Source organism: Paenibacillus glycanilyticus (assembly GCF_030161375.1).
GTDB lineage: Bacteria > Bacillota > Bacilli > Paenibacillales > Paenibacillaceae > Pristimantibacillus > Pristimantibacillus glycanilyticus_B.
In genome coordinates, this window is record NZ_BSSQ01000008.1 from 165,963 (window position 1) to 191,636 (window position 25,674).

The 25,674-nt window shown below is 50.4% G+C and carries 27 protein-coding genes; 8 read left to right on the forward strand and 19 right to left on the reverse strand.

The window, feature by feature from the left end; genetic code table 11:
* Window positions 1–25: 25 nt before the first annotated feature.
* The 6 genes from QQK89_RS10210 to QQK89_RS10235 all read right to left on the reverse strand — a co-directional run bounded on the left by QQK89_RS10210 (window position 26) and on the right by QQK89_RS10235 (window position 4,503).
* Window positions 26–781: a YveK family protein gene (locus tag QQK89_RS10210; protein WP_284238442.1), complete on the reverse strand. Its 756-nt coding sequence runs from the start codon at window positions 779–781 to the stop codon at window positions 26–28.
* A gap of 206 nt (window positions 782–987) precedes the next feature.
* Window positions 988–1,395 carry a nucleoside-diphosphate kinase gene (gene ndk, locus QQK89_RS10215; protein WP_284238443.1) on the reverse strand — a complete coding sequence of 136 codons (408 nt, stop codon included), beginning with the start codon at window positions 1,393–1,395 and terminating at the stop codon, window positions 988–990.
* A gap of 41 nt (window positions 1,396–1,436) precedes the next feature.
* On the reverse strand, window positions 1,437–2,405 hold the full coding sequence (gene glpX, locus QQK89_RS10220) for a class II fructose-bisphosphatase (RefSeq protein ID WP_284238444.1): 969 nt from the start codon (window positions 2,403–2,405) through the stop codon (window positions 1,437–1,439).
* Between the two features lie 87 nt (window positions 2,406–2,492).
* Window positions 2,493–3,290, reverse strand: coding sequence for a pyruvate, water dikinase regulatory protein (locus QQK89_RS10225; protein WP_284238445.1), 798 nt, complete (start codon window positions 3,288–3,290; stop codon window positions 2,493–2,495).
* 5 nt (window positions 3,291–3,295) lie between these two features.
* Window positions 3,296–3,913, reverse strand: coding sequence for a CBS domain-containing protein (locus QQK89_RS10230; protein WP_284238446.1), 618 nt, complete (start codon window positions 3,911–3,913; stop codon window positions 3,296–3,298).
* A 383-nt stretch (window positions 3,914–4,296) separates the two neighbouring features.
* On the reverse strand, window positions 4,297–4,503 hold the full coding sequence (locus QQK89_RS10235; RefSeq protein WP_284238447.1) for a hypothetical protein: 207 nt from the start codon (window positions 4,501–4,503) through the stop codon (window positions 4,297–4,299).
* Between the two features lie 223 nt (window positions 4,504–4,726).
* Here QQK89_RS10235 and QQK89_RS10240 point away from each other — a divergent pair, with 223 nt between their 5' ends.
* Window positions 4,727–5,158, forward strand: a complete 432-nt coding sequence (locus tag QQK89_RS10240; RefSeq protein ID WP_284238448.1) for an endonuclease domain-containing protein — start codon at window positions 4,727–4,729, stop codon at window positions 5,156–5,158.
* 239 nt (window positions 5,159–5,397) lie between these two features.
* Here the strand turns inward: QQK89_RS10240 and QQK89_RS10245 are convergent, their stop codons facing one another.
* On the reverse strand, window positions 5,398–7,182 hold the full coding sequence (locus QQK89_RS10245; protein WP_284238449.1) for a M3 family oligoendopeptidase: 1,785 nt from the start codon (window positions 7,180–7,182) through the stop codon (window positions 5,398–5,400).
* Between the two features lie 149 nt (window positions 7,183–7,331).
* Here QQK89_RS10245 and QQK89_RS10250 point away from each other — a divergent pair, with 149 nt between their 5' ends.
* Both QQK89_RS10250 and QQK89_RS10255 read left to right on the forward strand, forming a co-directional pair.
* The gene (locus tag QQK89_RS10250) at window positions 7,332–7,523 is read left to right on the forward strand and encodes a YycC family protein (RefSeq protein WP_284238450.1); all 192 of its coding nucleotides are present in this window, start codon (window positions 7,332–7,334) and stop codon (window positions 7,521–7,523) included.
* Window positions 7,520–7,762, forward strand: coding sequence for a hypothetical protein (locus QQK89_RS10255; RefSeq protein WP_284238451.1), 243 nt, complete (start codon window positions 7,520–7,522; stop codon window positions 7,760–7,762). Before QQK89_RS10250 ends, QQK89_RS10255 begins: the two co-directional genes overlap by 4 nt.
* Window positions 7,763–7,779: 17 nt before the next feature.
* On the opposite strand, the gene QQK89_RS10260 is transcribed toward QQK89_RS10255, so the two are convergent.
* Window positions 7,780–8,499, reverse strand: coding sequence for a DUF2225 domain-containing protein (locus QQK89_RS10260; RefSeq protein ID WP_284238452.1), 720 nt, complete (start codon window positions 8,497–8,499; stop codon window positions 7,780–7,782).
* 14 nt (window positions 8,500–8,513) lie between these two features.
* Complete coding sequence (locus QQK89_RS10265; protein ID WP_284238453.1) at window positions 8,514–8,897, reverse strand: globin; 384 nt, start codon at window positions 8,895–8,897, stop codon at window positions 8,514–8,516.
* A gap of 398 nt (window positions 8,898–9,295) precedes the next feature.
* Here QQK89_RS10265 and ylbJ point away from each other — a divergent pair, with 398 nt between their 5' ends.
* Window positions 9,296–10,354 (forward strand): sporulation integral membrane protein YlbJ, encoded by a 1,059-nt coding sequence (ylbJ, locus tag QQK89_RS10270; protein WP_284238454.1) that lies wholly within the window; start codon window positions 9,296–9,298, stop codon window positions 10,352–10,354.
* Between the two features lie 84 nt (window positions 10,355–10,438).
* A complete protein-coding gene (locus QQK89_RS10275; RefSeq protein WP_284238455.1) occupies window positions 10,439–11,227 on the forward strand; it encodes an NAD kinase in 789 nt (262 codons plus the stop codon).
* Between the two features lie 60 nt (window positions 11,228–11,287).
* Here the strand turns inward: QQK89_RS10275 and QQK89_RS10280 are convergent, their stop codons facing one another.
* Both QQK89_RS10280 and lipA read right to left on the reverse strand, forming a co-directional pair.
* Window positions 11,288–12,094 carry a YutD family protein gene (locus tag QQK89_RS10280; protein WP_284238456.1) on the reverse strand — a complete coding sequence of 269 codons (807 nt, stop codon included), beginning with the start codon at window positions 12,092–12,094 and terminating at the stop codon, window positions 11,288–11,290.
* Window positions 12,095–12,131: 37 nt separating this feature from the next.
* Window positions 12,132–13,034: a lipoyl synthase gene (gene lipA, locus QQK89_RS10285; RefSeq protein ID WP_284238457.1), complete on the reverse strand. Its 903-nt coding sequence runs from the start codon at window positions 13,032–13,034 to the stop codon at window positions 12,132–12,134.
* A gap of 131 nt (window positions 13,035–13,165) precedes the next feature.
* On the opposite strand from lipA, the gene QQK89_RS10290 reads away from it, so the two are divergent.
* Complete coding sequence (locus QQK89_RS10290; RefSeq protein ID WP_284238458.1) at window positions 13,166–14,209, forward strand: M23 family metallopeptidase; 1,044 nt, start codon at window positions 13,166–13,168, stop codon at window positions 14,207–14,209.
* A gap of 56 nt (window positions 14,210–14,265) precedes the next feature.
* On the opposite strand, the gene yunB is transcribed toward QQK89_RS10290, so the two are convergent.
* Together yunB and QQK89_RS10300 are read right to left on the reverse strand one after the other, a co-directional pair.
* Window positions 14,266–15,399, reverse strand: coding sequence for a sporulation protein YunB (gene yunB, locus QQK89_RS10295; protein ID WP_284238459.1), 1,134 nt, complete (start codon window positions 15,397–15,399; stop codon window positions 14,266–14,268).
* A gap of 236 nt (window positions 15,400–15,635) precedes the next feature.
* Window positions 15,636–16,115 carry a nucleoside deaminase gene (locus tag QQK89_RS10300; protein WP_284238460.1) on the reverse strand — a complete coding sequence of 160 codons (480 nt, stop codon included), beginning with the start codon at window positions 16,113–16,115 and terminating at the stop codon, window positions 15,636–15,638.
* A gap of 194 nt (window positions 16,116–16,309) precedes the next feature.
* Here QQK89_RS10300 and QQK89_RS10305 point away from each other — a divergent pair, with 194 nt between their 5' ends.
* Complete coding sequence (locus tag QQK89_RS10305; protein WP_284238461.1) at window positions 16,310–16,795, forward strand: hypothetical protein; 486 nt, start codon at window positions 16,310–16,312, stop codon at window positions 16,793–16,795.
* A gap of 90 nt (window positions 16,796–16,885) precedes the next feature.
* On the opposite strand, the gene eutC is transcribed toward QQK89_RS10305, so the two are convergent.
* From eutC to QQK89_RS10330, 5 genes are all read right to left on the reverse strand, one after another.
* Entirely contained in the window at window positions 16,886–17,602 is a 717-nt protein-coding gene (gene eutC / locus QQK89_RS10310) for an ethanolamine ammonia-lyase subunit EutC (RefSeq protein ID WP_284238515.1), read from the reverse strand.
* A gap of 19 nt (window positions 17,603–17,621) precedes the next feature.
* Window positions 17,622–18,989: an ethanolamine ammonia-lyase subunit EutB gene (locus QQK89_RS10315; protein ID WP_284238462.1), complete on the reverse strand. Its 1,368-nt coding sequence runs from the start codon at window positions 18,987–18,989 to the stop codon at window positions 17,622–17,624.
* A gap of 126 nt (window positions 18,990–19,115) precedes the next feature.
* Window positions 19,116–20,951, reverse strand: coding sequence for an LTA synthase family protein (locus QQK89_RS10320; RefSeq protein WP_284238516.1), 1,836 nt, complete (start codon window positions 20,949–20,951; stop codon window positions 19,116–19,118).
* A 268-nt stretch (window positions 20,952–21,219) separates the two neighbouring features.
* Window positions 21,220–23,310, reverse strand: coding sequence for a YhgE/Pip domain-containing protein (locus QQK89_RS10325; RefSeq protein WP_284238463.1), 2,091 nt, complete (start codon window positions 23,308–23,310; stop codon window positions 21,220–21,222).
* A 91-nt stretch (window positions 23,311–23,401) separates the two neighbouring features.
* Window positions 23,402–23,998, reverse strand: a complete 597-nt coding sequence (locus QQK89_RS10330) for a TetR/AcrR family transcriptional regulator (RefSeq protein ID WP_284238464.1) — start codon at window positions 23,996–23,998, stop codon at window positions 23,402–23,404.
* Between the two features lie 179 nt (window positions 23,999–24,177).
* Between QQK89_RS10330 and QQK89_RS10335 the strand changes: the two genes are divergently transcribed.
* Window positions 24,178–24,576, forward strand: a complete 399-nt coding sequence (locus tag QQK89_RS10335; RefSeq protein WP_284238465.1) for a DUF2500 domain-containing protein — start codon at window positions 24,178–24,180, stop codon at window positions 24,574–24,576.
* A 1-nt stretch (window position 24,577) separates the two neighbouring features.
* On the opposite strand, the gene QQK89_RS10340 is transcribed toward QQK89_RS10335, so the two are convergent.
* Window positions 24,578–25,615: a substrate-binding domain-containing protein gene (locus tag QQK89_RS10340; protein ID WP_284238466.1), complete on the reverse strand. Its 1,038-nt coding sequence runs from the start codon at window positions 25,613–25,615 to the stop codon at window positions 24,578–24,580.
* Window positions 25,616–25,674 lie beyond the last annotated feature (59 nt).

Sequence of the window (25,674 nt, forward strand, 5' to 3'; positions counted from 1 at the left end):
TCTAGGGCTGCCAAACCAGTATCTATCATTGATTGAGAGTAGCGTACGTCGGTTCGTTTAATTCTTGTTTAATAGGAATCGTTGGCTTATCCTTGGCGCCGAGGTCATGTTTATTGATCTTGTTGACCAGCGCAAGAATAGGCACATCGAGCGTTTGCAGCATTTCCGTTTCGCTTTTAATCGTGTCATCCAAGTAGTCCAGCAAGAAGATGATGCCAACGGCCAGCATGGCGGATACGATCAAACTGATGATTATGTTAAGGAGAGGACTATTATTGGTAGGCGCAGGCTTATCGTTCTCGTTAGCCTTATCGAGGATCGTCACGTTGTCGACTTGCATAATATTAGGAATTTGATCCCTGAACACTTCGGAGACGGCATTGACGATTTGCGCTGCTTTCGTATAAGAGGCTCCGCTGTACAAGATCTCCATGACTTGCGAGTCGTCTGCCGAGGTAACCGTCACTTTGGAGGAAAGATCATCTGCGGTAACGCCGAGGCTTGCGTGCTGTTCAACCACTTTATCCATAATGAAGGCGGACTCTACGATTTTCTTATAGGAGTTGATCAACATTACATTGGATTGCAATAATCCAAGGTTTAGTGTTTCTACGCCGGCTTGCTGAGGGGATTGGTTAACAATGAGAGTGGCTTTGGCTTGATAGATCGGGGTTGTAAAAAAGTAGCTTTTAATGCCCGTCGCAACAACGGCTACGATAACGATAGCGGCAATTAGCCACCATTTTTTCATGACGATCTGCACATACTGCTTTAGTTCCACGCGTTTCCCTCCTGCAACGTTGTAGGTCTTAAGATACAATCCGTATCACCATTTGTATACCTTACTCTAAGATACAAAACGTATCGTGTCAATAGTTTTTTCAACGTTTTTCATAACTTTGCGACGATATGTTGCAAGAATATTAAAAAAACCCTATGCAAACGGTTACCCGTTTCCATAGGGTTTTTACTGGTTATTTTCTAACTTTATAGCTGTCCTTCAAAAAACATCTTGATCTCGCGTTCCGCGCTTTCAACCGAATCGGAGCCATGGACAATATTGCTCTCTACGCTTAATGCATAGTCACCGCGGATCGTCCCCGCATCGGCATCGGACGGATTGGTACGGCCAATGAGCGTTCGGGCGTTTTGCACGGCGCCGGGGCCTTCCCAGACCATGGCGAAAGAAGGACCGGATGTAATGAACTCGACCAGTTCGCCGAAAAACGGCTTAGCCGCATGTTCACTGTAATGGCGCTCCGCCAAAGGCGTATCGATCTCAATCAATTTCGCCTGAATGAGCTTAAAGCCTTTGTGCTCGAATCTTGCAACAATGCTGCCAATCAATCCACGTTTCACGCCATCGGGCTTTACCATGACAAAGGTTCGTTCCATTCCAATTCCTTCTTTCGTTTACGAATTTATGTGCGTTACCTTTACTTCAGCAACAGAGGTTTGTTTGGCAGGTAGTGCAGTGACTTCACATAGCGGACCGTGCGGGTCTGTGCGCGCATGACCATCGAGTGGGTCTCTGCCCGCTGATCCGGCATATAACGTACTCCGCCCAAGAACTCGCCTGGCGTTACGCCCGTTGCGGCGAAAATGACATCTCCCGTACCAACCATATCGTTAATAGTTAATATTTTGCGAGGATCCGTCAGCCCCATAGAGACGCAGCGTTCATACTGCTCCTTGCTTTCCGGCACCAGCCTGCCTTGTATCTCGCCGCCTAGGCATTTGAGCGCTGCTGCAGCAAGCACGCCTTCCGGTGCCCCGCCTGAACCAACATACAGATCGATACCCGCTTCCGGAAAAGAAGGAGCAAGCGCGCCCGCAACGTCTCCATCGGATAAAAACTTGATCCGAACGCCCGCTTCCCTAAGCTCGCGGGTCATCTCCGCATGCCGCTCGCGGTCAAGAATCATAACGGTCAGGTCTGTAATCGGCTTGCCGAGGGCGAGTGCCGCCTTTTCCAGCGTAATGCGGATCGGATCCTTCAGCGACAGCTTGCCAGCAAGCTCCGGACCTACTGCCAGCTTCTCCATGTACATATCTGGCGCATGAAGAAGTTCGCCTTTGCCCGCAACGGCCAGAACAGCCATCGCATTGTTCAGCCCTTTGGCTACGATCTCGGTTCCTTCAAGGGGATCAATCGCTACATCGACCTCCGGTCCCTGCATACTGCCTACTTCTTCTCCGATATAGAGCATTGGCGCTTCATCCATCTCGCCTTCCCCTATTACTACCGTACCACGGATCGATACCGTATCAAACATGCTCCGCATCGCTTCGGTTGCTGCGCCATCGGCACTATTCTTGTCTCCCCTGCCCATCCAGGGGGAAGCGGCCAGCGCCGCCAATTCCGTAACTCGAACAAGCTCTAGAGACAATTCGCGTTCTAACATATTTGGGCATCCTCTCATACGTATTGCCATTTTTATGCAATAAATACGTTGGCGGCGCTTTTTTGTGCAACATTTTGAAATAGATAATTAGGATAATTGCTCAATAATAAGTCCTGCAGTCTCTTCAATCGCACGGTTGGTAACGTCTATAACCGGGCAGCCAAATGCCTCCATTACGCTTGAAGCATAAGCCAGTTCCTCCATAATCCGATCCATGGAAGCATATTGCGCTGTACCTGGCAAACCTAGCGTCTTCAGTCGTTCCGTCCGAATGTGGAGCAACTGCTCCGGTTGCATGGTAAGACCAACGATTAAACGGCCCGGTGCCGGCATCAGCTCCGCTGGCGGCCTCACCTCCGGCATAAGCGGAAGATTAGCCGTCTTAATGCCTTTGTGCGACAAGAAGATGCTAAGCGGCGTTTTGGAAGTGCGCGATACTCCAATTAGAACGACTTGTGCCTGCATAAAGCCGCGTGCATCCTTGCCGTCATCATATTTGACTGCAAATTCGATAGCTTCCATCCGGCGGTAATACTCATCGTCGATGGAATGAAGAAGACCGGGCTTGCGTTTTGGCGAGCTACCAAAAGTATCAACAAACGCTTGCATCATCGGCCCCATTACGTCGACCGCCCGGACTCCCCATCGGAAAGACTCCTGCTTCATCAACTCGCGAAGCTCCGGCTGAACTAGCGTATAACTGATAAAGCCGCCCGTTCTTGCAGCCTCTGCAACGATCTGGATGACCTCGTCTTCCGTTTTGACATGGCCAAACCGTTTAATTTTCACATGTTCGGATGCGAATTGCCGCAATGTTGCTTTTGCGACGGCTTCCGCCGTCTCTCCAACCGCATCTGAACAGACGTATATAATTTGCTCTGACATCGCCTTTAATCCCCCAGTTCCGCTGCTGTTGCAATATCCGACATGAGCCGGATAATGTTCGATTTCGATACCCATCCGCTTATCTCCGCTCCGGCTTCGCCCGGCACGATTACCGGCAGACAGTCGACTTGATGGAGCATCATTTTTCGAATCGCATCCGAAACGGATTCTTCAGGAACAAGCGTAACGATATTCGGATAACGCGTCATCACCATGCTGACCGGCACGGCGCCGGCACCTGGATTTCCGAGCGTAATCTTCAGCAGATCTTTCGGAGTAACGATACCCGCCAAATATTTATTCTCGTTCACGATCAGAAGCGTGTTGGCGTTCTCCGTGAACAAGGTGATAACCGCATCCTGGACCGATAAGGTCTCCGGGATATTAACCGGTACCCCTTGTATTTCATGAACCTTAATGTTCTCGAAGCGTTGCCTGGTTGCCGAATCGTCATCAGACCGGTAGGCTTCGCCGAGAAAATACCCCACCTTCGGCTTCGCGTCAAGAAGGTTCAACATGACAAGCAGCGACAGGTCAGAGCGTAGCGTGGGGCGGCTGACGCCCATATACTCCGCGAGCTGCTCCCCTGTAATCGGCGCATGCTTCTTAACTAACTCTAGCAATTCTAGCTGGCGACTCGATAACTGAATGACGACTCACCTCTCAGTCTTTTTATTACACACATTTGCCTAATTTACCATCAATATTCGCAAATAATATAGCACATATATATTTATTACACAATATATGCGAGATCACATTTGAATTGTGCTCTATTTATGCTCAATAAGTCGGACGGCTACTCCCGCCATCGCGCCCTGCAGCAGGCTTTTTGCCTGCTGCACCACAACAANNAGCAGCAGGCTTTTCGCCTGCTGCACTACTACTACCACTGTTCCCCCAACGCGCCTACCTCCTGCAGCAGGCTTTTTGCCTGCTGCACCACTACTCGCACCATTCCGCCATCGCGCCACCCCATGCAGCAGGCTTTTTGCCTGCTGCACCACTACTTGCACCGTTCCGCCACCTCGCCTACCTCTTGCAGCAGGCTTTTTGCCTGCTGCACCACTCCTCGCACCGTTCCGCCAACGCGCCTACCTCCTGCAGCAGGCATTTTGCCTGCTACACGACTACTCCCACTGTTCCGCCGACTCGCGGTCCCCATGTAGCAGGCTTTTTGCCTGCTGCACCACTCCTCCCACTGTTCCGCCACCTAGCCTACCTCCTGCAGCAGGCATTTTGCCTGCTACACTACTACTCGCCCCCACAACCGACTCGCGATTCTTTCAAAACCAGCTTCCTCTTGATGGCCAGACCAGAAAATGGTATTATCATCACAAATCAAACTTTTGGTCGTGAAGAACACGCCGCTTTCCAAGCATTCAACGCTTGGAATCGCGGCGTGTTTTTCTTTTAGAAAGGAGCTTATGCGAGTTATGACATTTCATTTGACGCATCAAAAATGGCTCAACATGCATCTCAAAAAACGTAAGGATAAAGCTAAGGAAAGACTCGTAGAGGGACATGCTCATGCTGAAGTACTGTTCCTTCAGAACGTCTGGTATCCGGCTTTCCGCTCCTTTGAGCTCCTTCATCCTGAATATGAGGTATCGGATTTCAAAGACGGTACAAGATATATTGATTTTGCTTACATGAGGTATCCGTTGAAACTCGCAATTGAGATTGACGGCTACGGTTCTCACTCTTCCAAATCACAATTCTCCGACGACCGGATACGTCAAAATCACTTAATGATTGATGGATGGAGAGTTCTTCGTTTTTCCTACGACGATGTAAAAGATAGACCGCGAATGTGCGAGCAAATGGTTTCAACAAGAGATCCTAATGTTGGCCCTCCGATCCGCTAAACCAATCAGCTCTCATGACGTAAGCCATTATCTGAACATACATATTGACACTGCACGTCGACTGCTGCGAAAAATGGTAAAGGAACGTATATTGCTTAACGCCGGATCGGGCAAATTACGTTACCATACCTTTGTCGCAAACCGTGAAAATTTGGATGAGCGAACTATTCTCTAATAGAAAATAAAAAAAGTGTCCCATCGTCATTGTCATGACCGATGGGACACCTCAAAACCTTTGTCTATTCCGTCAACTCCAGGAACAGGTCGATATCTTTAGTCGTAAGTTCAACGGCTTCTCGCCAGAAATCAGCTTCCTCGAGATTGACGCCGAGATGTTTCTGCGCCAGCTCCTCTACCGTCATGCGGCCCGTATCGCGAAGCAGCTGTACATAACGGTCCGCGAACGCAGGTCCTTCCTGGATCGCGCGTGCGTAGATTCCTGCGCTGAAAAGATAGCCAAACGTGTACGGGAAGTTATAGAACGGCACGCTTGTAATATAGAAGTGAAGCTTGGAAGCCCAGAAATGAGGATGCAGTTCGCCGAGGGCACCGCTGTACGCTTCACGCTGCGCTTCTTCCATAAGGCTGTTCAGCTTCTCAACCGGAACAATTCCGTTCTTGCGCTCGTCATAGAACCGCGTCTCGAATAATACCCGGGCATGAATGTTCATAAAGAAGGCTACCGCATTCTGGATTTTATCCTCGAGCAGGCCAAGCTTCTCCTCCTGATCCACTGCAGCCTTCATAGCCGAATCCGATACGATCAGCTCTGCGAACGTTGATGCTGTCTCCGCTACATTCATCGCATATTCCTGCGACAGAGCAGGCAGATCGTCCATCACGTATTGATGATACGCATGACCAAGTTCATGGGCGAGCGTTGAAACATTGTCCGCCGTCCCGGAATAGGTCATGAAGATTCTTGTCTGACGGCTCTTAGGGAAGGACGTACAGAAGCCGCCAGGGCGTTTGCCCGCGCGATCTTCGGCTTCGATCCAACCGTCACGGAACGCCACTTCCGAGAAATCGGCCATATCCGGGCTAAACTTGCGGAACTGCTCTACAATAAACTTCGCTCCTTGGTCGAAGCTTATTGTCCGTGCGGATGAACCAAGCGGCGCGCTGACATCATGCCAGTCGAGCTTCTCAACGCCTAACAGCTTCGCCTTCCGTTCCAAATAGCGAACAAGCTTAGGCTTTCCTTCATTAATTGCCGACCACATCGCATTAAAAGTCGCTTCAGACATCCGGTTAATGCTCAGCGGCTCTTTCAGCACCGATTCCCAGCCGCGTTTGCCATACAGCTTAAGCCGGAAGCCCGCAAGGCGGTTCAGGGCATCCGCGCATAGCTCGGCCGCATCGCCCCACTCGCGCTCCCACTCCGCAAACGCGCGGATGCGAACCGAACGGTCCCCGTCCGAGAGGCGGTTAAACATCTGTCCAGCGGACAGAACTTTCTCTTCGCCATTCTCGCCGATATCCGTAAACTTAGTTCGGGATACGATCAGATCATACAAAGCGCCCCAGCCATGATAACCGTCAACCGCCAGATCGCCGGCAAGCGCTTCAAGCTCGGGTGCCAGCTTTTCCTTGGCAAGCTCACGGCGTTCGGACAAGCTGAATGCCACTTCCTCCAAAGCTCCGTCCGCAATCATTGCTGCCCACTTGTCATCCTCAATCTGGCGAAGCTCGTTATCGTATCGCGTTAATGCTCCAAGCAGCTTGGCGCTAATCGTTTTTACACGGTCACTAAGGCCGTTAGCCGCGGAGTCTTTCATATTTTGCGCCTGAAGGCATTCTACGAATGATTCCGACTCGCGAAGGCGGATCAACACGGATTGCAAAACAGCCGTTGTGTCCTCAATCTTGTTCTTGAGCTCCAAAGAGCTATCCGAGAGCAGTCTGTCCAACTCGGAAACATCTTTTTCGATTCCTGCCAATTCACTCGCGAAAGCAGCCGAATTCGACCCTCCTTCATAAAACGTCTCCAAATCCCATCTGAGCGGATAATTACTTGTCGTCATTCAACCGTTCCTCTCCTTTGCACTCGATTAGCTGGCATATGTAACACCTATAAAGAAAAAAACCGCCACAAAAGATCGACAAATAAATTTGCGCAATCTCCGGTCTGCGGTGTATAACTTAATTATATCCAGATTGGAGGAATAACACCATGTCACAACCATTACAAATCTCGCCCGAAACAGCTATTAAGCTATCCAAACAGCTTGGCGTGCCGCTCGAGCATTTAATGCATATGCCTAAACATATTTTGCTGCAGAAGCTGACCGAACTGGCAAAAGCGGAAGCAGAGGCTGCTAAGCCGTCTGATTCCGCTTCTAATTCCGAGGAGTCCTCCTCATGATTCCGTTTGAAAAGACTTGGCCTTACGATATTATAATGAAGGACGTATATGTGCCATCCTGCCCCTTCTGCAGCAGCGAGAACGTCCTTATTCCGCTTCGCGTCCGCGAGATCGAAGAAATCCAGCACGGCAAAAAAAAGCTGCTGGTCTTTCCTTGCTGCCATAATAAAGTGACGGTCCTTGATATGGACCATGACTACATGCTGACAGATCAGTCGCTTCGCAAGCTGCGCCATTAACAAACCGGACAAGCCTGTTAAGCGGTTGTCTGTACGGGGGAATCTCCCGGCTCGCCATCCGCTGCAACAGGCTGTCCTTCGTTCAGCTGCTCACGGATGAGTTGCCACTGCTCACGGCTTCTCCGAATCATCGCCGCGTCCATGATCCGTTTGTCGCCGACGATCCGCGAGAACCATTTTACCGCTTCTTTCAATTCGCCCGTTCTCCGGTTAAGCTCCCCGATCAGATACATCAACTTTGCATTATTTAATTGCGATTCTTCTTCCTCATACACCTTGATGTACGCCTGCAGAGCAAAGCGCATAAACCTCTGCTCCCCCTGCTGATTGCCGTCATAGCGGTACAACCAAGCAATATGATGCAGGATGCCTGCAATCACCCGAGGTTTCTCTTCAATGGCTTGCGCGGATAATAAAGCCAGCTTATACACGGTCATCGCCGCAACCGCATCCCGCTCCCCGCCATAATCGCAAGCCTTCCAACGCGAGCCAATCTGCTCGCGATAATTGTTTTTTTGCCGCTCCGCAAGCTTTTGTATTCCATTCTCCGTTGTTGCAAAACCGCAATTCGGACAAACCCGTACCACATAATAATCCGGATTTGCTTCCGAATGATAATAACCGCAAAAATCAGAATCGATAGACACCGCTTTTTTAAAGCTTGGGCGAACTCGTGATGTCGTAAAGATGGTCTCACAGCAAATGCAATTCATCTTTGTCTGATAAAGCGGCTCCATTCCAATCCCATCTCCTATTCAGGTGTGTTCACAAAATGGTGGGCTGGTCCCGACAATCTCTCAATGATGTATGCTTGCAGCTCTTCATCGAGGCCGGAAGTTTCCTTAAGCGCGCGCCTCATGCAATCAAGCCACGCTTCGGCGTGTTTCGGCGTAATCGGAAAAGGCATATGCCGCGCCCGCATCATCGGATGGCCATACGCATCGGAAAACAACGTTGGTCCTCCGAAAAACTGCGTCAAAAACATAATTTGCTTCTCCATAACAGGGATAATATTGTCCGGAAATAGCGGACCTAGCAACTCATGCTCCTGCACTTTTGGGTAAAAAGACTCAATCACTCGTCTTAAAGTCTCAGCTCCACCAATTGCTTCATAAAGGCTTATATTCCTATTCATCGTCAATTCCATCTCCAATATGTAGGTATTTAGTATTATAACACAAAAAAAACCCCGCATCGTTACCAATGCGGGATTGTTATGAATTAGATGTAACGATTAACCTTCGTAGTCCTCTTCTCCCGGTGCAGTTAGTGATTCTCGGATGACGTAAACAAACGCACAGACCAGAATGCCAGCGATTATACTCATTCTCATCACTCCAAGCCTTCAAAGGTACCTTCATTGTAACATAAAAATCCGGACCGTCCAGCCCTTTTTGCAAGCGTTTTCTTAGAATTATGAAAAATATTTTTGACTACCTTTGGTGATGGATGTCCACCTGTCTTCATATACCTCTTGTAGGGGTTGTACATTTTGCGATCCGCATGTCCCAAAGTCCAAAGGAGGACGCATCCATGCTCCGAACGCTTGTCCGTCCAGCCTCGCTTACCGGTCTCACCGCCCTGCTAATCGTTCTGCTCATGGCGGTGTTCCCAGCCCAAACGCTGGAATCGTCCTTGCGGGGATTATCCATATGGTGGCAGGTCTTGTTCCCGGCCTTATTCCCGTTCTTCGTTATTTCCGAGCTGCTGCTTGGCTTCGGGATCGTCCATTTTTTCGGCAAACTCTTGGATCCGCTCATGCGGCCGTTATTCCGTCTTCCGGGCATCGGGAGCTTTGTCGTCACAATGGGTTATGTATCCGGTTATCCGGTAGGAGCAAGGCTAACCGCCCAGCTATGGGAACAAGGCCTAGTGAAGCGCGCGGAAGGAGAGCGGCTTGTTGCTTTTACCACAACATCGGATCCCATCTTCCTGATTGGGGCGGTAGCGGTCGGTTTTTTTCACAACGCGGCCTTGGCCCCCATACTTGCTGCCGCCCATTATGGCGGAGCCTTTATTATCGGACTGCTTATGCGTTTCCATGACCGTCACGAGCCCGTAACCGAATCGCCGCGGCGGACGGCGGCTCGTCGTTCTTCCCGGCTTTTTGAAGCGATAAAAGCGATGCATGATGCACGGCTGCTTGACGGCAGAAGTCTAGGCAAGCTGCTTCAGGACAGCATTCAATCCGCCTTGCGTCTTATGATTGTGGTTGGCGGTCTTGTCGTTTTTTTCTCGGTTGTGATGGAGCTGCTTACCCGCGCAGGAATCGTAGAAGCATTAGCGGAGGCGCTGCGTTTGTTGTTTGGCGCCCTTGGTCTGCCGGCTAAACTTGCGGATGCAAGCATCTTCGGTTTATTCGAAGTTACCCTAGGAGCGAAAGCCGCAGGAGGCGCGGATACGGGACTAATGCACCAAACGGCAGTTGCAGCTTGGATATTGTCTTGGGGAGGGTTATCCGTGCACGCCCAGGTGCTTAGCTTGCTAAGCCGTACAGACCTGCGTTACCTCCCGCTTATGGTTGCACGCCTCGCTCATGGCTTCATCGCGGTAGTGCTTGTGTATGTGTTATGGGGATGGCTCGCACCTTAAAGTTTTGTGTCGGCGTTGAATTTGATGCCATATTCCTATATCATCATTAGTATCTTGCAACAGGTCGGAAGGGGTTTAAATTTCTTGAAATATGCAGTCATCGATCGTGGCGATCAATTATCGAAATCATTAGCGGAGCGATTCCATCAGCTGGCGGCAGAGCGCGGACTTACGCGACATGACGACACGCCGGACATTATTGTATCCATCGGCGGAGACGGAACGCTGCTCCAAGCTTTTCACAAATATGTCGACCGGGTTACCGACGTTTCTTTTGTCGGGATTCACACCGGACATCTCGGCTTTTACGCCGACTGGAAAGCAGATGAATTAGATACGCTTGTCACTTTGATGGCGGAAGAAACGCCCCATCTCGTTCGTTATCCGCTTGCGGAAATTGCCGTAGAGACGGATGAGCAAAATTTCTATTACCTGGCACTTAACGAATTTACGTTAAAAGGCGTGGATGCCACGCTTGTCGTACAGCTTAGCGTCAACGATGAATCCTTCGAGATGTTCCGCGGCGACGGCATCGTGATCTCTACCCCGTCGGGAAGCACGGCCTACAATAAAAGCGTCGGCGGCGCTATTGTCCATCCGTCGATTGAATCGCTGCAGATTGCGGAAATTGCCTCGATCAATAACCGCGTCTACCGGACGCTTGGCTCTTCGTTCCTTCTGCCGCAGCATCATCACTGCGATATCGTTTCCAAAAAAGAGCAACGGCTGCTCTTAACCATTGACCATCAAAGCTTGCAACGCACCGATATCCGGTCCATCCGCTGCAGCGTGTCTACACGCAAAGTCAGCTTTGCCCGTTATCGTCCGTTCCCGTTCTGGAACCGCGTCCGCGATGCGTTTGTAGATATGTGATCCTTTCGCGCTAAAAAAGGGCTGTCCCAGGTTTGTTCAACCTTGAGACAGCCCTTTTATTTATGGACGGTTTCCTTGCTCTTTGTTCGATTCTTTGTTTGGTTCTTTATTTGGTTCTTTATTTGGTTCTTTGTTCGGTTCCTTGTTTGGTTCCTTGCTTCTGTCACGGTCACGGTCACGATCCCGGTCACGGAAGCGGTCTTTTGGTTTCTGGCCGGACTGCGCGTGAACCTGAGCCTGCTCGGATGCAGCGGCTACATCCTTGTTTGCAGACGGTCTAATAGGCTTTTTACCGTTTGAGCGGTAGCTTCTTCTGTGCTGGTCCTTGCCGCTACGGTTAGAATGCTGGGAGGAATGTTGCCCTTGCTGACGGGCTGGCTGCTGCTTGGTATCTTCGGCATGGCGTCCACCTCTGCCTGCAGCAGCGCTTTCTCTTGCTGCCGCAGCGGCACCCGCAAGGATAGCATCAGCAAGCAGCGAAGCACCTACTTCCTCTTCGTCATCCGCATCATTCTTCTCCTGTACGTAAGAATCCTGCCTAAGAGAAGCCTCTTGCTCCTCCCCTGCCTCTTCTTCTTCCGGAGATTTCTTAACCGTCCCGGTCTTCTCCAGAATGAAATAAGCACAGCCGAAGTTGCAGTACTCATTGATATAATCGGACATTCCCGAATAGGCGCTGTCCTTTGTTGCTTTCATATGATTATCGCGGAAAAAACCTTTCAAACGGAGCTGGCTATATCCCCAGTCGCCGATAATGAAATCGTATCGCTCCAATACTTCGCTGTAACGATCCTTGAACGCATCGGCGTTCCAGCCGTTTCGATTTTCATGAATAAGTTCATATATTTTGCCGCCAATTTGGATCAATCCCGTTTCCCCTCTTTCGAATTCCCCAATAGAAGCCTTATACGTTGCTAAGCTCGCGCTCCTCAGCGGCAGCAGCAGAATCCGTCTGCTCATGCGCATGGTAAGAGCTTCGTACAAGCGGTCCCGACTCTACGTGACGGAAGCCCCGCTTATACCCTTCTTCCTTCAAGCTTTTGAATTCATCCGGGTGCACGTAACGCGCGATCGGCATGTGGTTTGGCGTAGGCTGCAAATATTGTCCAAGCGTCAAAATATTGCAGTCCACCGCGCGAAGATCATCCATCGCTTGAAGCACTTCTTCATATGTTTCGCCAACGCCAAGCATAATGCTCGATTTCGTTGGAATTTTTGGATTCATTTCTTTGGCGCGCTGCAACAGCTCAAGCGATCTTCTGTACTTCGCTTTGGCCCGTACCCGGTTCGACATCCGTTCAACCGTCTCAATATTGTGGTTCAGAATGTCCGGTTTGGCATCCATTACGACTTGGAGGGAATCTGCATTCCCCATAAAGTCAGGAATCAGCACTTCGACGCGGGTGAAAGGCATCCGTTCACGGATGGCCTTGATCGTACCGGCGAAGATCGATGCGCCGCCGTCAGCCAGATCATCGCGGGCTACGGAAGTAACCACGCAGTGGCGTAGTCCCATCTGTTCGGCAGCTTCCGCCACACGTTCCGGCTCCTGCAGGTCGAGTTCGGTCGGAAGACCTGTCTTGACCGCGCAGAACCGGCAAGCCCGCGTACAAATATCGCCAAGAATCATAAAGGTAGCCGTTCGATTCGCCCAGCATTCGTAAATATTCGGGCAACGCGCTTCCTCGCAGACCGTGTGCAGCGTTTTGGTTCGCATCATATCTTTAATTTCGGAGTAGTTACCTTCGGTTGTAAGTTTTATTTTAAGCCAGTCCGGCTTTTTGAGTTTTTCTTTATTCGATTTCATCTAGAATTCCCTGCTTTCACTTTCATTTGGACAGCTGAATCTCACCGTTTATTATAGCATAGTTCGGATAAAATCCAATGATTTGCAAAACATAACGAATATTGCTTCGAGCTATCGAAAGGGTGGAACGATTGAAACAGACTTTATCACTTGCGCTTGCTGCCGTTGTCGCTTCCATGCTTATATCCGGGCAATTAGGCTATGCAAATCCAAGCGTTAGCAAAACGGTGCAGGCAGAGGCCCAATCTTCAGGCGGGGCAGCTGATCCGCTCGTCACCAGACAGCAGCTGTACGACCGCCTTAGTGAGGTTACCGGCATTCCTTGGTACCGTCTTGCAGCTGTTGATCAATATGAGCGTACTCTGTCCAAAGCACGTCCAAAAGCACGTCCGCAGCTGGGAAGTTTCGTTGGGATCTACATGGACGAGGAACAGTGGGCCGGGGCGTTCAACCCAGATCCGTCCGACCATGTACCGGCTTCTATCCAATGGTTCAACGGCGTCGGCCGCGACGGAGACGGCGATGGATTTGCCGACCGTACAAACGATGTTGATTTGCTGTATTCGGTAGCAACCAGGCTGCTTCAAAACGGCGGGTCGACCGAAGACGATTTCGCAATAGGTTTATGGGAATTCTACCATAACAGCAGAGCCGTTCAGCGCATTCAACAATTTTCCAGCATCTACGCTACCTTCGGCCGATTGGATTTATACGAGCATGCTTTCCCCGTTCCGGTGGGAACCAATTATTCGTACCGGAGCACATGGGGCAATGCCCGGGGTTGGGGAGGAAGGCGCACTCATGAAGGAACCGATATTTTCGCCAATTACGGTATTCCCGTCCGAAGCACATGCTTTGGCGTCGTGGAGGTAAAAGGCTGGAACCCTTATGGAGGCTGGCGTATCGGGATCCGGGATTTGAACAATTATTATCATTATTACGCCCACTTGTCCGGCTTTGACAAGACAGTTGGCATCGGAACGATTGTCAAACCCGGCCAGACCATCGGTTGGGTCGGCAGCTCCGGTTACGGCAAACCGGGAACGCAAGGCAAATTCCCGCCTCACCTTCATTACGGCGTATATCGGGACCGCGGGCTTATCGAATGGGCCTTCGATCCGTATCCGCTGCTAAGACATTGGGAGCAAGATGAACGGCGTCGGTTAAACCGATAAAAGGGGCTATCCTAAAGGCCAATCCATTGGACCTTTTGGGATGCCCCTTTTATTTTTTAACTACCGTCTCCTGCATTAGCGTTACTAGCGTTATTAGCCGAATTGCTGCCACCCGAAGGCAGCGGCGAATTTTCGGAATCAAGCTGTTCTTTCAGCATACTTCCGTCCGACGGTTGGGTAACCCCCTCGCCTTTGGACATCGGCAGCGAAATATTCGGAGCATCCGGGGCAGAGTCGCCGACGGGTTTGCCTTCGTTATCGTAGTAATACATCGGCACATCGCCAACCACAAGCAGGTATGAAATCGGAATTTCCGTCTCTACGATTTGAGGATCCGTCTCGAACGGGACGATAATCGCCACCTCTGATACGATGTGGATGTACACTTCAATAAGGATCATATTGATGCCCGCGTTCGTCTGGCGCGTGTTCAAATCCACCTTTACCGCGCCAACAGGCTCGAATTTAACCGGGATTCTTGGGCCGTAGGTTGAGATCAGCGCACTGCCCAGCGCATTGCCGACCGGAATATGCTCGGGAATTTCCTTCAAATCATCGAGCGTAGCCTGCACCGTCTTGATCGTCTCCGAACGGATCTTCGTATGCTCGGCGTAGTTCAGCATAAACCCGGACACTTTGCCGCTGCTGTTCATTTTCCAATCGATCAGCTTCTCGAAATCGGCATTGCTGACAACCTCGTCGGTCGTTGCTTTATTGATGGCTTGCGTGGCGACCTGCTTGATCCGAAGCTGCGCAACCTTCATAAGCGGCGGACGCAAATGCTTCTCGATATAAACCAATGATTGAATCGAGCCGATGAGCAGGATAAGAATGCTGACGACAATCCATAACTTGGTTCGCCGTTTGCCGGACTTCAGTCTGGTTCCTCCGCCGCTTCCGCCGGAAACAGAGCTGATGCTCATCGTCTTAATCCCTCTTCCTGCCGCTTTAACCGGACGTCTGCGCGGCTGCCACATGCCGCCCCAGCTACTTGCGGGCTTTGGCTTGCTTGGAGAACGCCACTTGCTCTTGCTTTTTGTTCCCCATGGCTTTGGAGTGCTGCTTGGAGTAGAGATTTTGCTCCCCCAGCTGACCCGCTTTACCTTGGCAAAAGGACGGTTAGACCATAGTTGCTGCCGGCTCAGGCCAAATGATCGAAGCAACCATCCCCTTCTTCCCCATTTTGTCATGATCCACCACCTCTAAAAGAATTACCACATCTTTGGCTCTGGTGGAGCGCCACTGTGGTAATTCTTGCTTCGTAAGCTTAGACCCAAAGAATTACCATGCAAGTGGCCGGTTCAAGCCACTGAGGTAATTCTCACTTCGTAAGCTTAGACCTTTGTCCCGTACCTCTACATGCTTATGCAGGGCAAGGACAAAAAAGACGGCCAGGCGTCAGACGAAAGGGGGGCGTGAGGACCGTTTAGTTCCAATATCCCTTGTGAATGGCTACAACTTCTTCCTCAAGTTCAGGGAAAGGTCCGATGACTTCAATTGGCTTTTGGCCCTTTGAGAAAATATCCCGGCAAGGCAAATTAAAGGTCGGATTTTGCTCGTGATCACCCGTAAGCTTCAGCAGCGCTTCTTCTGTTGCCGCATACACCACCTTGCCCACGTTGCCCCAATAGATAGCGCCCGAACACATCGCACATGGCTCGAAGGTTGTATAAAGCGTATAGTTCCACAGATCATGATGATCGAATTGATGCGAGGCTTTTTCCATCAAAGCGGTTTCGGCGTGACCCGTACACCGTTTTTCCGTAATCTCGACGTTCTCCTGCTCCAGCACAATTTCGCCCTCTTCATTAACAAGAATCGCTCCAAACGGCGTATTGCCGTTTTCTCTCGATTTGCGGGACACCTCAATGGAATATTTCAAATAATACTCGTGATCATGCTTCATGTTCGATCGCTCCCTTCGTTTCCATTTATGATAGTCAATAGAGGTACTCGGAGTAAACGAGCCTGAGGCAACTTTGTAGCGGAGACTAACACGGAGCATAAGTGTTTAGTTGTAACGCACAGGTCATTCGTAAGGAGCAGACGCTTATGCTATAATAGCCGAAGCATATTTATGGATTGATGATGGAGGATGTTATGTTAAATTTTGAGGAAAAGCTAGCCATAATCGAATCGTTCACGGAGCTGACACGTTCCAATGTGTCTCTCGGACGCGTAAATTTCCAATTTGAGGACAGCCTGTATGATCGAAAAAACGTCGTTTACCACCTGCACCCGAACGGTAACGGCTTCGTCTATGCAGGACTTCTGCGCAACTTCAGCCAGGATGACAAAGGAATGATCAATATCCGCGATTATAGCGAGCTTCAGCTCCGCACGCTTCTTCGTCAGTCCATTGACTCCTTATCGGTACGTGAGGAAGAGCCTGCGCCAAAGCCTTCGCGCAATCGCAAAAAGAAAGATCAATTGTGGACGAATGAGGAAAATCAAAGCCTCGTTGTCAAATGGGAAGATGATATGTGGTATATCTATTCCGGCATTAACCTCGAAATGGCGTTTGAGACGCATAAAGAGGTTGAGGCGTATATGGAAGAGGAAGGGTTTACTCGGGAACTGGGATAAGGCAAGCTGGATCAATCATCTATTAGCTATATTGAACACTAAAAAAGCGATTAACCTAAGGCGAAAAGCCCTGGTTAGTCGCTTCTTATATTAAAAAACAAGTTCCGTACCGCTTCGCCTCTGATCCAGCATAGCTTTCAGCATGGAAGCAATTCTTGCGCCGGCTTCAGCTGGCGGAGTACCGCTCTCATGGATATTGGAGATCACATTACGGTCCGAATCCAGCTTCCCGATGCAAGGCTTGTAGCACATATAGGCACTCATGGAGCTCGCGGACAGCAGTCCCGGGCGTTCCCCAATTAACAAAACCAACACCTCCGGCTGCAAAATATCACCGATATGATCCATGCTACCTACTCTGCCGCGCTCTACATAGATTGGCGTACCTGCCTCGAGACCGAGGCTATTCAGCGAGTCGAGCAAAGAGGAATAGACCTCCTTCAAATTGGCTTCAATGGCCGCTGCGCTAAGTCCGTCCGATACAACAATCTGCACTTGCGGCGCATGAAGGCAGCTTGCTTGTATCGCGTCTGCGGACGTTGTTGTAAATCTCCTGCCGAGATCAGGACGCTTCAAATACTGAACCTTGTCTGAAGCGAGCGTATTGACGGAGAGTAAACCCATCTCTTCAATGAGTTCGCGGGGGACCTCGCTGTACACCGCGTCTATAGCGGCCGCATGATCAAGACGCAGTCTCAGCATGTTGCTCGTAAGCGGCCTAGTACCGGCTCGCCCCACATCGATACGTGCCCCAGTCGTGCTTTTCAGCTCATTCCAAGTTTCCACCTCTGAAGAAATATCGTTCATCACAGCATTCCCCTCCTCCCTACACAAAGATCTTCGGATCTCCTGCTCTGGCAGTCAGCCTGCCGTTCTTCATCAGCTCCATTCCCTCGAGCCAACGCTCGAACGCTGGCGCCGGCCGGAGGCCCAACGTTTCCCTCAGTGTCGCGATATCATGATAGCTCGTGGACTGATAATTCAGCATGCAATCGTCCGCCATAGGCACTCCGATAAGAAAGTTAACGCCTGCTGCCGCGAGCAATACGGCGAGATTATCCATATCATTCTGATCAACCTTCATATGGTTCGTATAGCAAACATCAACTCCCATAGGTAGTCCATGAAGCTTGCCCATGAAGTGATCCTCAAGCCCGGCGCGAATGACCTGCTTGCTGTCATACAAATATTCAGGTCCGATAAAACCCACGACCGTGTTTACCATAAAAGGCTTATAATGCCGGGCCAGCCCATAGCAGCGTGCCTCAAGCGTGAGCTGATCTATGCCATGATGAGCCTCGGATGATAGCTCCGAGCCTTGCCCTGTCTCGAAATACCACCGATTCGGCCCTGTCGAAGTTCCTTCTTGTCTGATAACTTCATCGGCCTCGTCAAGCAGCGCTGCGGTGATCCCGAAAGCCTTATTCCCAAGCTCGGTTCCCGCTAAGCTTTGAAACACCATATCGGCTGGTGCTCCCATGCGGATGGCGCGCAGCTGCGTTGTAATATGAGCTAGTACACAATTTTGCGTGGGTACCTCCCAGCGGGTCATCACATCCTTCGTCATCGAAAGGATATTATAGACGCTATCCGCCGTATCAATAACCGGATTAATTCCAATTACGGCATCTCCAATGCCATAAGCAAGCGCCTCATAGAGCGAAGCCCTTATGCCGTGCAGATGATCAGCGGGATGATTCGGCTGGGCTCGGCCTGCGATGACGCCCCGCTGTCCCATCGAATAGTTGCAAGTCGTCACAACCTCCATACGGGAGGCTGCTTGAATGAGATCCAGATTGCTCATTAGCTTGGCGCATGCAGCGATCATTTCGCTCGTCAGCCCTTGACCTACACGAATGAGAGAATTGGAACCGCCACCGCCTTCCATCTGCAGCAACTGCTCCCTGAGCTCAGCGACAGTCCAGTTCTTAATCCGTGCGTACATTTCCTCATCCAAATCGGATTCAATGATACGAGATACCTCATCGGTCTCCGCAGGGAGCAATGACGATTCCCGGATATCCGATAATCGAAGCTCCGCCAGAACCATCTTCGCTGCCACCCGCTCCGCTGCGTCCTCGGCAGACAGTCCTGCCAGCCTGTCTCCCGATTTCTCCTCATTGGCTTTGGCCATAACCTCCTTAAGGTCACGGAATTGATAATGTCTCCCTCGCACGGCTGCCGTCAGCTTCATATTCTTTCACCTCTTTATTTATACATCATATGCAGGTATTCCTTAGCCATTGCGTTTAATCCTCCAGCACTAGAGCTCCTATAACAAAAAAACCTCCACCGGCCAGTGGAGGTATTCGTATTCTAATTATGGCTGTCGCTTCGGCAACTGCTCTACATATTGGTCCGACAAAGTCATCAGCTTCATGATGTAGTCGTAATCATCGCGGTACTCGGCGAAATCGGCAACCGGCTCCATCGTTTTGATCGAATAGGCGGTGCCGTCGTTGAAGCCTTTGCCCGGAACGAACAGGATGTCGTTATTGAAGAAGGATCCCGTCGGAAGGTAGTAACGCATTCCAAACACGTTATGGTTGATGTTCAGCAGGTCGTGTCCAAAAGCAACGACATTGTCTTCTGCCGGTTTGACCCCAAGCAAATTCGCCAAAGTCGGCATAATATCGAGTTGCCCGCCCGGCTGATCGACGACCTTGCCATTGCTCTGGCCTGGCACATGGATTATGAGCGGAATATTGAATCGGCTGAGCCGGTCATCGTAATGGATGCCAAGCTGCTTGCTGATCTCATCCGCGCTTGCTTTTTCCGGCTGCAAGCCAAAATGGTCGCCATACGCAACGAGTACGGTATCCTCCCACATGCCATTCGCCTTCAGCCGGTCGATCAAGGTGCCAAGCGCATAATCGGTGTAATGGACAGCCTCTAAATAATTGCCTAACTGCGTCCCCACCATTGCCTCAGGCAGATTCAGACTTTTCTTGTCATCCGGCACTTCGAACGGGAAGTGGCTCGATACCGTCACCATCTGTGCGTAAAACGGCTTGTTCTGCCCATGCAAGGTCTGAAGCTTCTCGACCGCAACGCGGTACAGCTCCTCATCCGATGCGCCAAATTCATTAAAATGATCATTGGTGTAATACGGCTTGTCAAAATAATGGTTAAAACCAAGCGCCGGATACAGCTTGTCCCGGTCCCAGAACGTCACATCGTTTACATGAAACGTATTGGCTTCATACCCCATGCTCTCCAGCATACGCGGCATGCTTGGCAGTTCGCGGTTACCATAACCCGTCGACATCGCGATTTTGCCCGTCGGATAGATCGAAGTATTCGACATAAACTCCGCATCCGACGTATTGCCTTGGCCAATCTGCTGATAAATATGCGGGAAATAATAACTCTCGTCCGCCAGCTTATTAAGCACCGGCGTTAGCTCCATGCCGCCAACGGACAAATGAAGCGGAAAGTTTTGAAAAGCTTCCAATTGAACTACGATCACATTTTTCCCCTGAGCGCTGCCAAATTGAATTGGAGCTTGCCCCGGCTGATCCTTATAAGAATAGGATGACATCAGCTGGGCGATTTCGGTTTTGGTCTGCTCGATATTCCCGCTTTCCGCCAACGCTTTCTCCGTGCGGTTGTCCCAAGCCGCGGCCGCTTGATACCCGACAAATCCCATTCCCTCCGCTTGCTCCAATTCATTAGAGACATCATTTCCGGAATAGATGATGGCACTAATGACAACGAGACAAGCAAGCAGACCGCTAAGTACGACACGTGTCTGACTGATTCTTTTCCGCCCGGTAACGCGGGTTCCACGAATCAAGCGAACCATATAAAGAACCGCTAATATCGCGAGGTCCATGAAATAAACATAGTAGACATTTTTGATCAACGAATCTACGCTGTCCTGAATTTGATTGACCTGGTCAAGCGCCTTAAGCGCCGTATAGGTAGGCACGGAGCCGTAATAACTGAAATATACGGTTGAAGCAAACAGCAGCACCGAAACAATCAGGTTCACTACCCAATAAGCAATCCCTCTCCATCTTGCCCCCGTGGCAAGCTCCACCAGAAGCAGCAAACCAAGCCACGCTGCCGCGTCCGCGATCAGCCCGTTCCATTGCAGTTCCCCAAACAGGAACACGCGGAACAAAACGGATTTGCTCAGCAGAAGCAGGAACATCCAAATAAACGGCGAACGCCGGTGTTTGTCCTCATAGAACGAAATCAACAACTTCACACTCCTAAAAGAATTATCACCCAAACAGCCAGATGGCTGCTCGTGATGATTCTTGCTTCGAAAACATAAACTTACGAAAAAAAAGAAAAGAAGCCGTCAATCGACGGCCACCTTCATTGATCTTTACTTATTCTTCTTATATTAACCGATTTACAAGCCGGAAAAAAGGGCATGTGGATACATGTTCCATGTCAATTCCTAGACATGCCATTTAGGCTGCCGGCAGCACCGGCTCCGCCGGTTTTGAAGATTGACGCTTGAAATACAGGAACGTCAAGGCCAAGAATATAACCGCGAAGCTTCCGAGAATAAGCATCTGCTCGCGCATTAGCGAATAATCTCCGCTTGCAATAAGCGTCTTGAAACCGGTAATCGCATGGGTCATTGGCAGCCAAGGATTCAGCTTCTGCATCCAGTCCGGCAGCAATTCAAGCGGGAACGTGCCCGCGCTGGAGGTCAGCTGGAAGATCATTAGTAGCACAACCAAGAACCGGCCCGGATTATCCAGCCAAGTGACAAGCGCTTGGATAATAAAGGTATAAGCCAGGCTCGTGAGAATCGTGAACAAGACGAACAGAGGAACGCTTGTTACTTCGATCTTGAGCCCGTAGAGCAGAACCGCATCCGCAATCAGCGACTGCAGAAGGCTTATGCTTGCATAGGTCAACGTACGGCTGACGAATCGGCCCATCGGCGATGCGCCAAGCGTATAGGATTCGCGAACCGAGAAGACCGTCGTATACACAAGCGCCCCCATGAAGAGCGCAAGCGACAAGAAGTATGGAGCGATGCCAAGACCGTACCGGTCAAGCTTGTGATCGGCATTTTCCTTGACAACTACCGGTTCGGCAAACATATTGACGATGTCGTCGCCGTCTTTGATGTTGCCCGTGTCCGCTGCCGCATCATTCAGTTTTGTCGCAAGCTCGCCGGATCCGTTCACGAGTTGCTGAGAACCGTCTTTGAGCTGCCCCGCCCCTTGGTCCAGCTGCTTCGACCCGTCGGCAATGCCAGCAACTCCGCCGCTTAACTTGCTTAATCCGTCTTTCAGCTGCGCGGCGCCGCTATTTGCAGCTTCTGCTCCTACGGCGAGCTGCTGAGCTCCCGCTCCAGCTTCCTTCAGCTTGCCGCCAAATACATTAAGGCCGGATGCCAGCTTCTCCTGGCCTTTGCTAAGTTCAGTCGCTCCCGCATACAACTGCTCCTGACCTTGGGCTAGCTTGCCGCTGCCCGCCAGCAGCTGCTCTTGACCAGCTTGCAACTGCGCGCTGCCTGCGGCCACTTGCTTGCTTGCCGCCAGCAGCTGCTTCAAAGCCTCATTCTCTTGCAGCTCAGGGGTAGCCGCGATTAACTGCTCAAGCCCTTGCGCAACTTGTTCCGCACCGTCCGCCACCTGTCCGCTTGCGGCAGAAGCTGCCGTCAAGCCCTGCTTCAAGTCGTCGGCTCCGGCTTTGGAAGCCTTCAGTCCGTCAGCGAGTTGTGACGCTCCGGCCTTCGATTGGTTCGCTCCATCCTGGAGCTGCTGCTCTGCTGCGGATAATTGACTCAAACCGTCAGCTAGTCCCGTTGCGCCAGAAGACAATTGGCCGGTACCTTGATTGAGGCTTGATGCGCCGTCATACAGCTTGGAGACGCCACCGCTCAACTCGGTAGTGCCGCTTGCCAGCTTGTTCAAATTATCTTTCAATGTCGCAAGACCGTTCTCGAGTTTACCCGCACCGTCTTTCAGCTCGGTTGCGCCTTCACCCGCTTGACCAAGACCATCGGATATCGTGCCGACTTGTTCAAACATACTGCGAGTGTACGCTTCCGTAATCTGCGTATTGAGCTTAGACCTTAATTCCTTCATCGCGCTATTACCGATCTGGCCGGCCACAAAGTTATACTGGCTGTTCGGCTCAAAAATCAGCTCTGCCTGCACGGGATTTTCCTGCGTTAAAGTCGCCGCGTTTTCCGAGAAATTGCTTGGGACGGTAATGGTCATATAATAATCGTTATGCTCCATGCCTTCCTTCGCTTTCTCTTCGCTTACGAAATCCCATTTGAAGTTGTCGCTTTTCTTCAGCTCCTCCACAAAATCGCCGCCGACATTCATCGTTTTCCCTTCGTAGTCTGCGCCTTTGTCGAGATTAACGACCGCAACCGGCAGCTTGCTCGTCTGGCCGTAAGGGTCCATCGAACCATCGATCAAAATGCTGCTGTACAGCATCGGGAGCAAAGCGACGCCAAGAAAAGACAAGAGCAGCATCCGTTTGGTCGCTAATGTTCTCATGTCTTTCAAGAAGACTTGAATCGGTCTCATGTTCACACTTCCTTCTTCCTCTTGAATAATTGACTAAATTCGTATTTCGGTCATTTTAGACCAAAAAAACAGCCCTTTCAGGCTGGAATTTTCACGATCGAACTTCTTTCATAATCCCTTGCGTGATCAGCATCGTCAGATTTTCCTTAATCTGCTCTTTCGTCAGCGGTTCGTTATGCGACTTGTTCCACTCGGAGGCAAGACCTAGATACAACCGGAAAATCATATACGAGGTTATCGTCGTATCGCATTCCCGAACTTCGCCTTTTTGAATGGCGGCATCCAGCTTTTGCTTCAGGAAATCGAGCATGAACTGTTCCACGCGGCGAATGCCTTCAAGCGCCTGCACGGTGCCAATATCCCGAACCTCTTGCCCCAGCTTCGCAAACAACTCATGATCCGAACGGAACTCCAGGATAGAATCAAGCAAGCTGAACACGCTATGAATAAATGAGCTTTCGCTGCCATCGCGATCGAGTCCGCAGCTCAACGCTTCTTTCAATTCGATCTCGGCTTTGTTCAATATCGCTTCGAACAATTCTTCCTTCGTCTTGAAAAAAGTATAAATCGTGCCTTTGCCTACGCTTGCGATCTTGGATACCAAATCCATTGTGGTCGCTTTATAGCCAAATTGCGCAAACGACTGCGTCGCTGCTTTCAATATTAATGCTTTGCGGTCAATGGACATGAATCCTCTCTCCTCTCGTTCCTCATCGTCGCCAATGATACTGACTAATTTTCAATTCCGGTCATTTAGTCACGAACCTTTTATATCATACCCCAAATGAAAGTGCAACTTTTCCTTGCATCCATGCGTACAATCAAAGTACATTTAACCCATATCATGGAAGCATCGGAGGAGCAAGTATGATCAACAGCAACTTTGGCCAGCCGGTGGGATTTGATCTGATGTTTACGATTGTTCCCATCATCATTGTAATTGGATTCGTCATCGTCATCGGGACTGTCGTATTCCGCGGCATCAAATATGCCAAAAACGCAACTTCGCCTAAGGAATCGGTCTTCGCCCGCGTCGTGTCCAAACGGATGGACGTACGGCAGAACTCCCACAATCATAATGGTCAAATCAGCCATTCTTCCCGAACTTATTATTACATCACGCTCGAGTTCGATAACGGCGAACGGCAAGAATTCATGGACGTCAAAAATCTGTTTGGTCTCGTTGCCGAAGGCGATACCGGTTATGCCGCAACGCAAGGGGAATGGATTATCGCTTTCCAGCGAAATAATGGAGCAACGATGTAACTTAATTATTCGCTTGGATGGTACCGCCCATACGCAGATCTGGCGCTGTGCTGCAGCGGACAGCAGGATATTCGGGATGCTTGAGCATTTGCCCCAGCACCTCGACCGCTGCCGTGCACAGTGCTTTTTTATTGACCGCCATCGTAGTAAGCGGAGGATTCGACTCTGCCGACATGGCAAGGCCGTCAAAGCCGATCACCGACACTTCCCCCGGAACGTTCACGCCCCTCTTCTCCAGTTCCTTCATCAAGAGCAAGGCGATCCGGTCATTCCCGCAAAAAACGGCCGAAGGATATTCCCCCTCCGCAAACCGGTCGCAATAAGCAACAAGCTCCTCTTGCGTCTCTCCGAAACCTTCCGATTCCAGGAGACATAGGGTAAAGTCCGGCTGAAGTTTATGCTGAAGCATAGCTTTCGTATAACCAAACCAACGTTCTTCATGGCTGGTCGTCAAATTAACCGGCGCTATGCAGCCGATTCTCCGATGACCCGCTTCTATCAAGAGTTGAACCGCTTCAGAGGCTCCTTCAATATTGGCGGAAGTAACCGCTGGCGCATCGATCTCCCGGTAATAGGAGTCAAAGAGCAGCATCGGCTTCGTAAGCGTCTGCTGCACTTTAACGATATAGTCCTTCTCCAATATGCCAAACGCAATAATCCCCTGGTACTCCATATGAATAACCAGCTCGGGAAGAATCAGCTCCCGCTCCTGGTCGATGCTGATCCTCATAATAACCGCGCTGTAGCCTTCCTCTTGCAACTGCCGGTCAAGCCCCCAAATCAAATCATGATAAAACAATAAATGCTCATGGTCTTCATGGCTCATAATTCTCTCCGGAACAAGAACGAGAATGGGAGCGCGGACAGAGGACTGCCCTGCGTCCAGAGGGTAACCGACCTCCAGCGCCGTTTGAATGATCAGCTGCTTCAGCTCTTCGCCAATCCCTTTTTTATTCGCTAACGCGAGTGATACGGCATTACGGGAAATGCCAAGTTTATCCGCGATCGTCTGCATGGATATTTTTTTAGGCCGGGGCATTCTTCTACTTCCTTCAACGGTATGGTATAATCAATTTACTTTACAAATATTTATTTTGT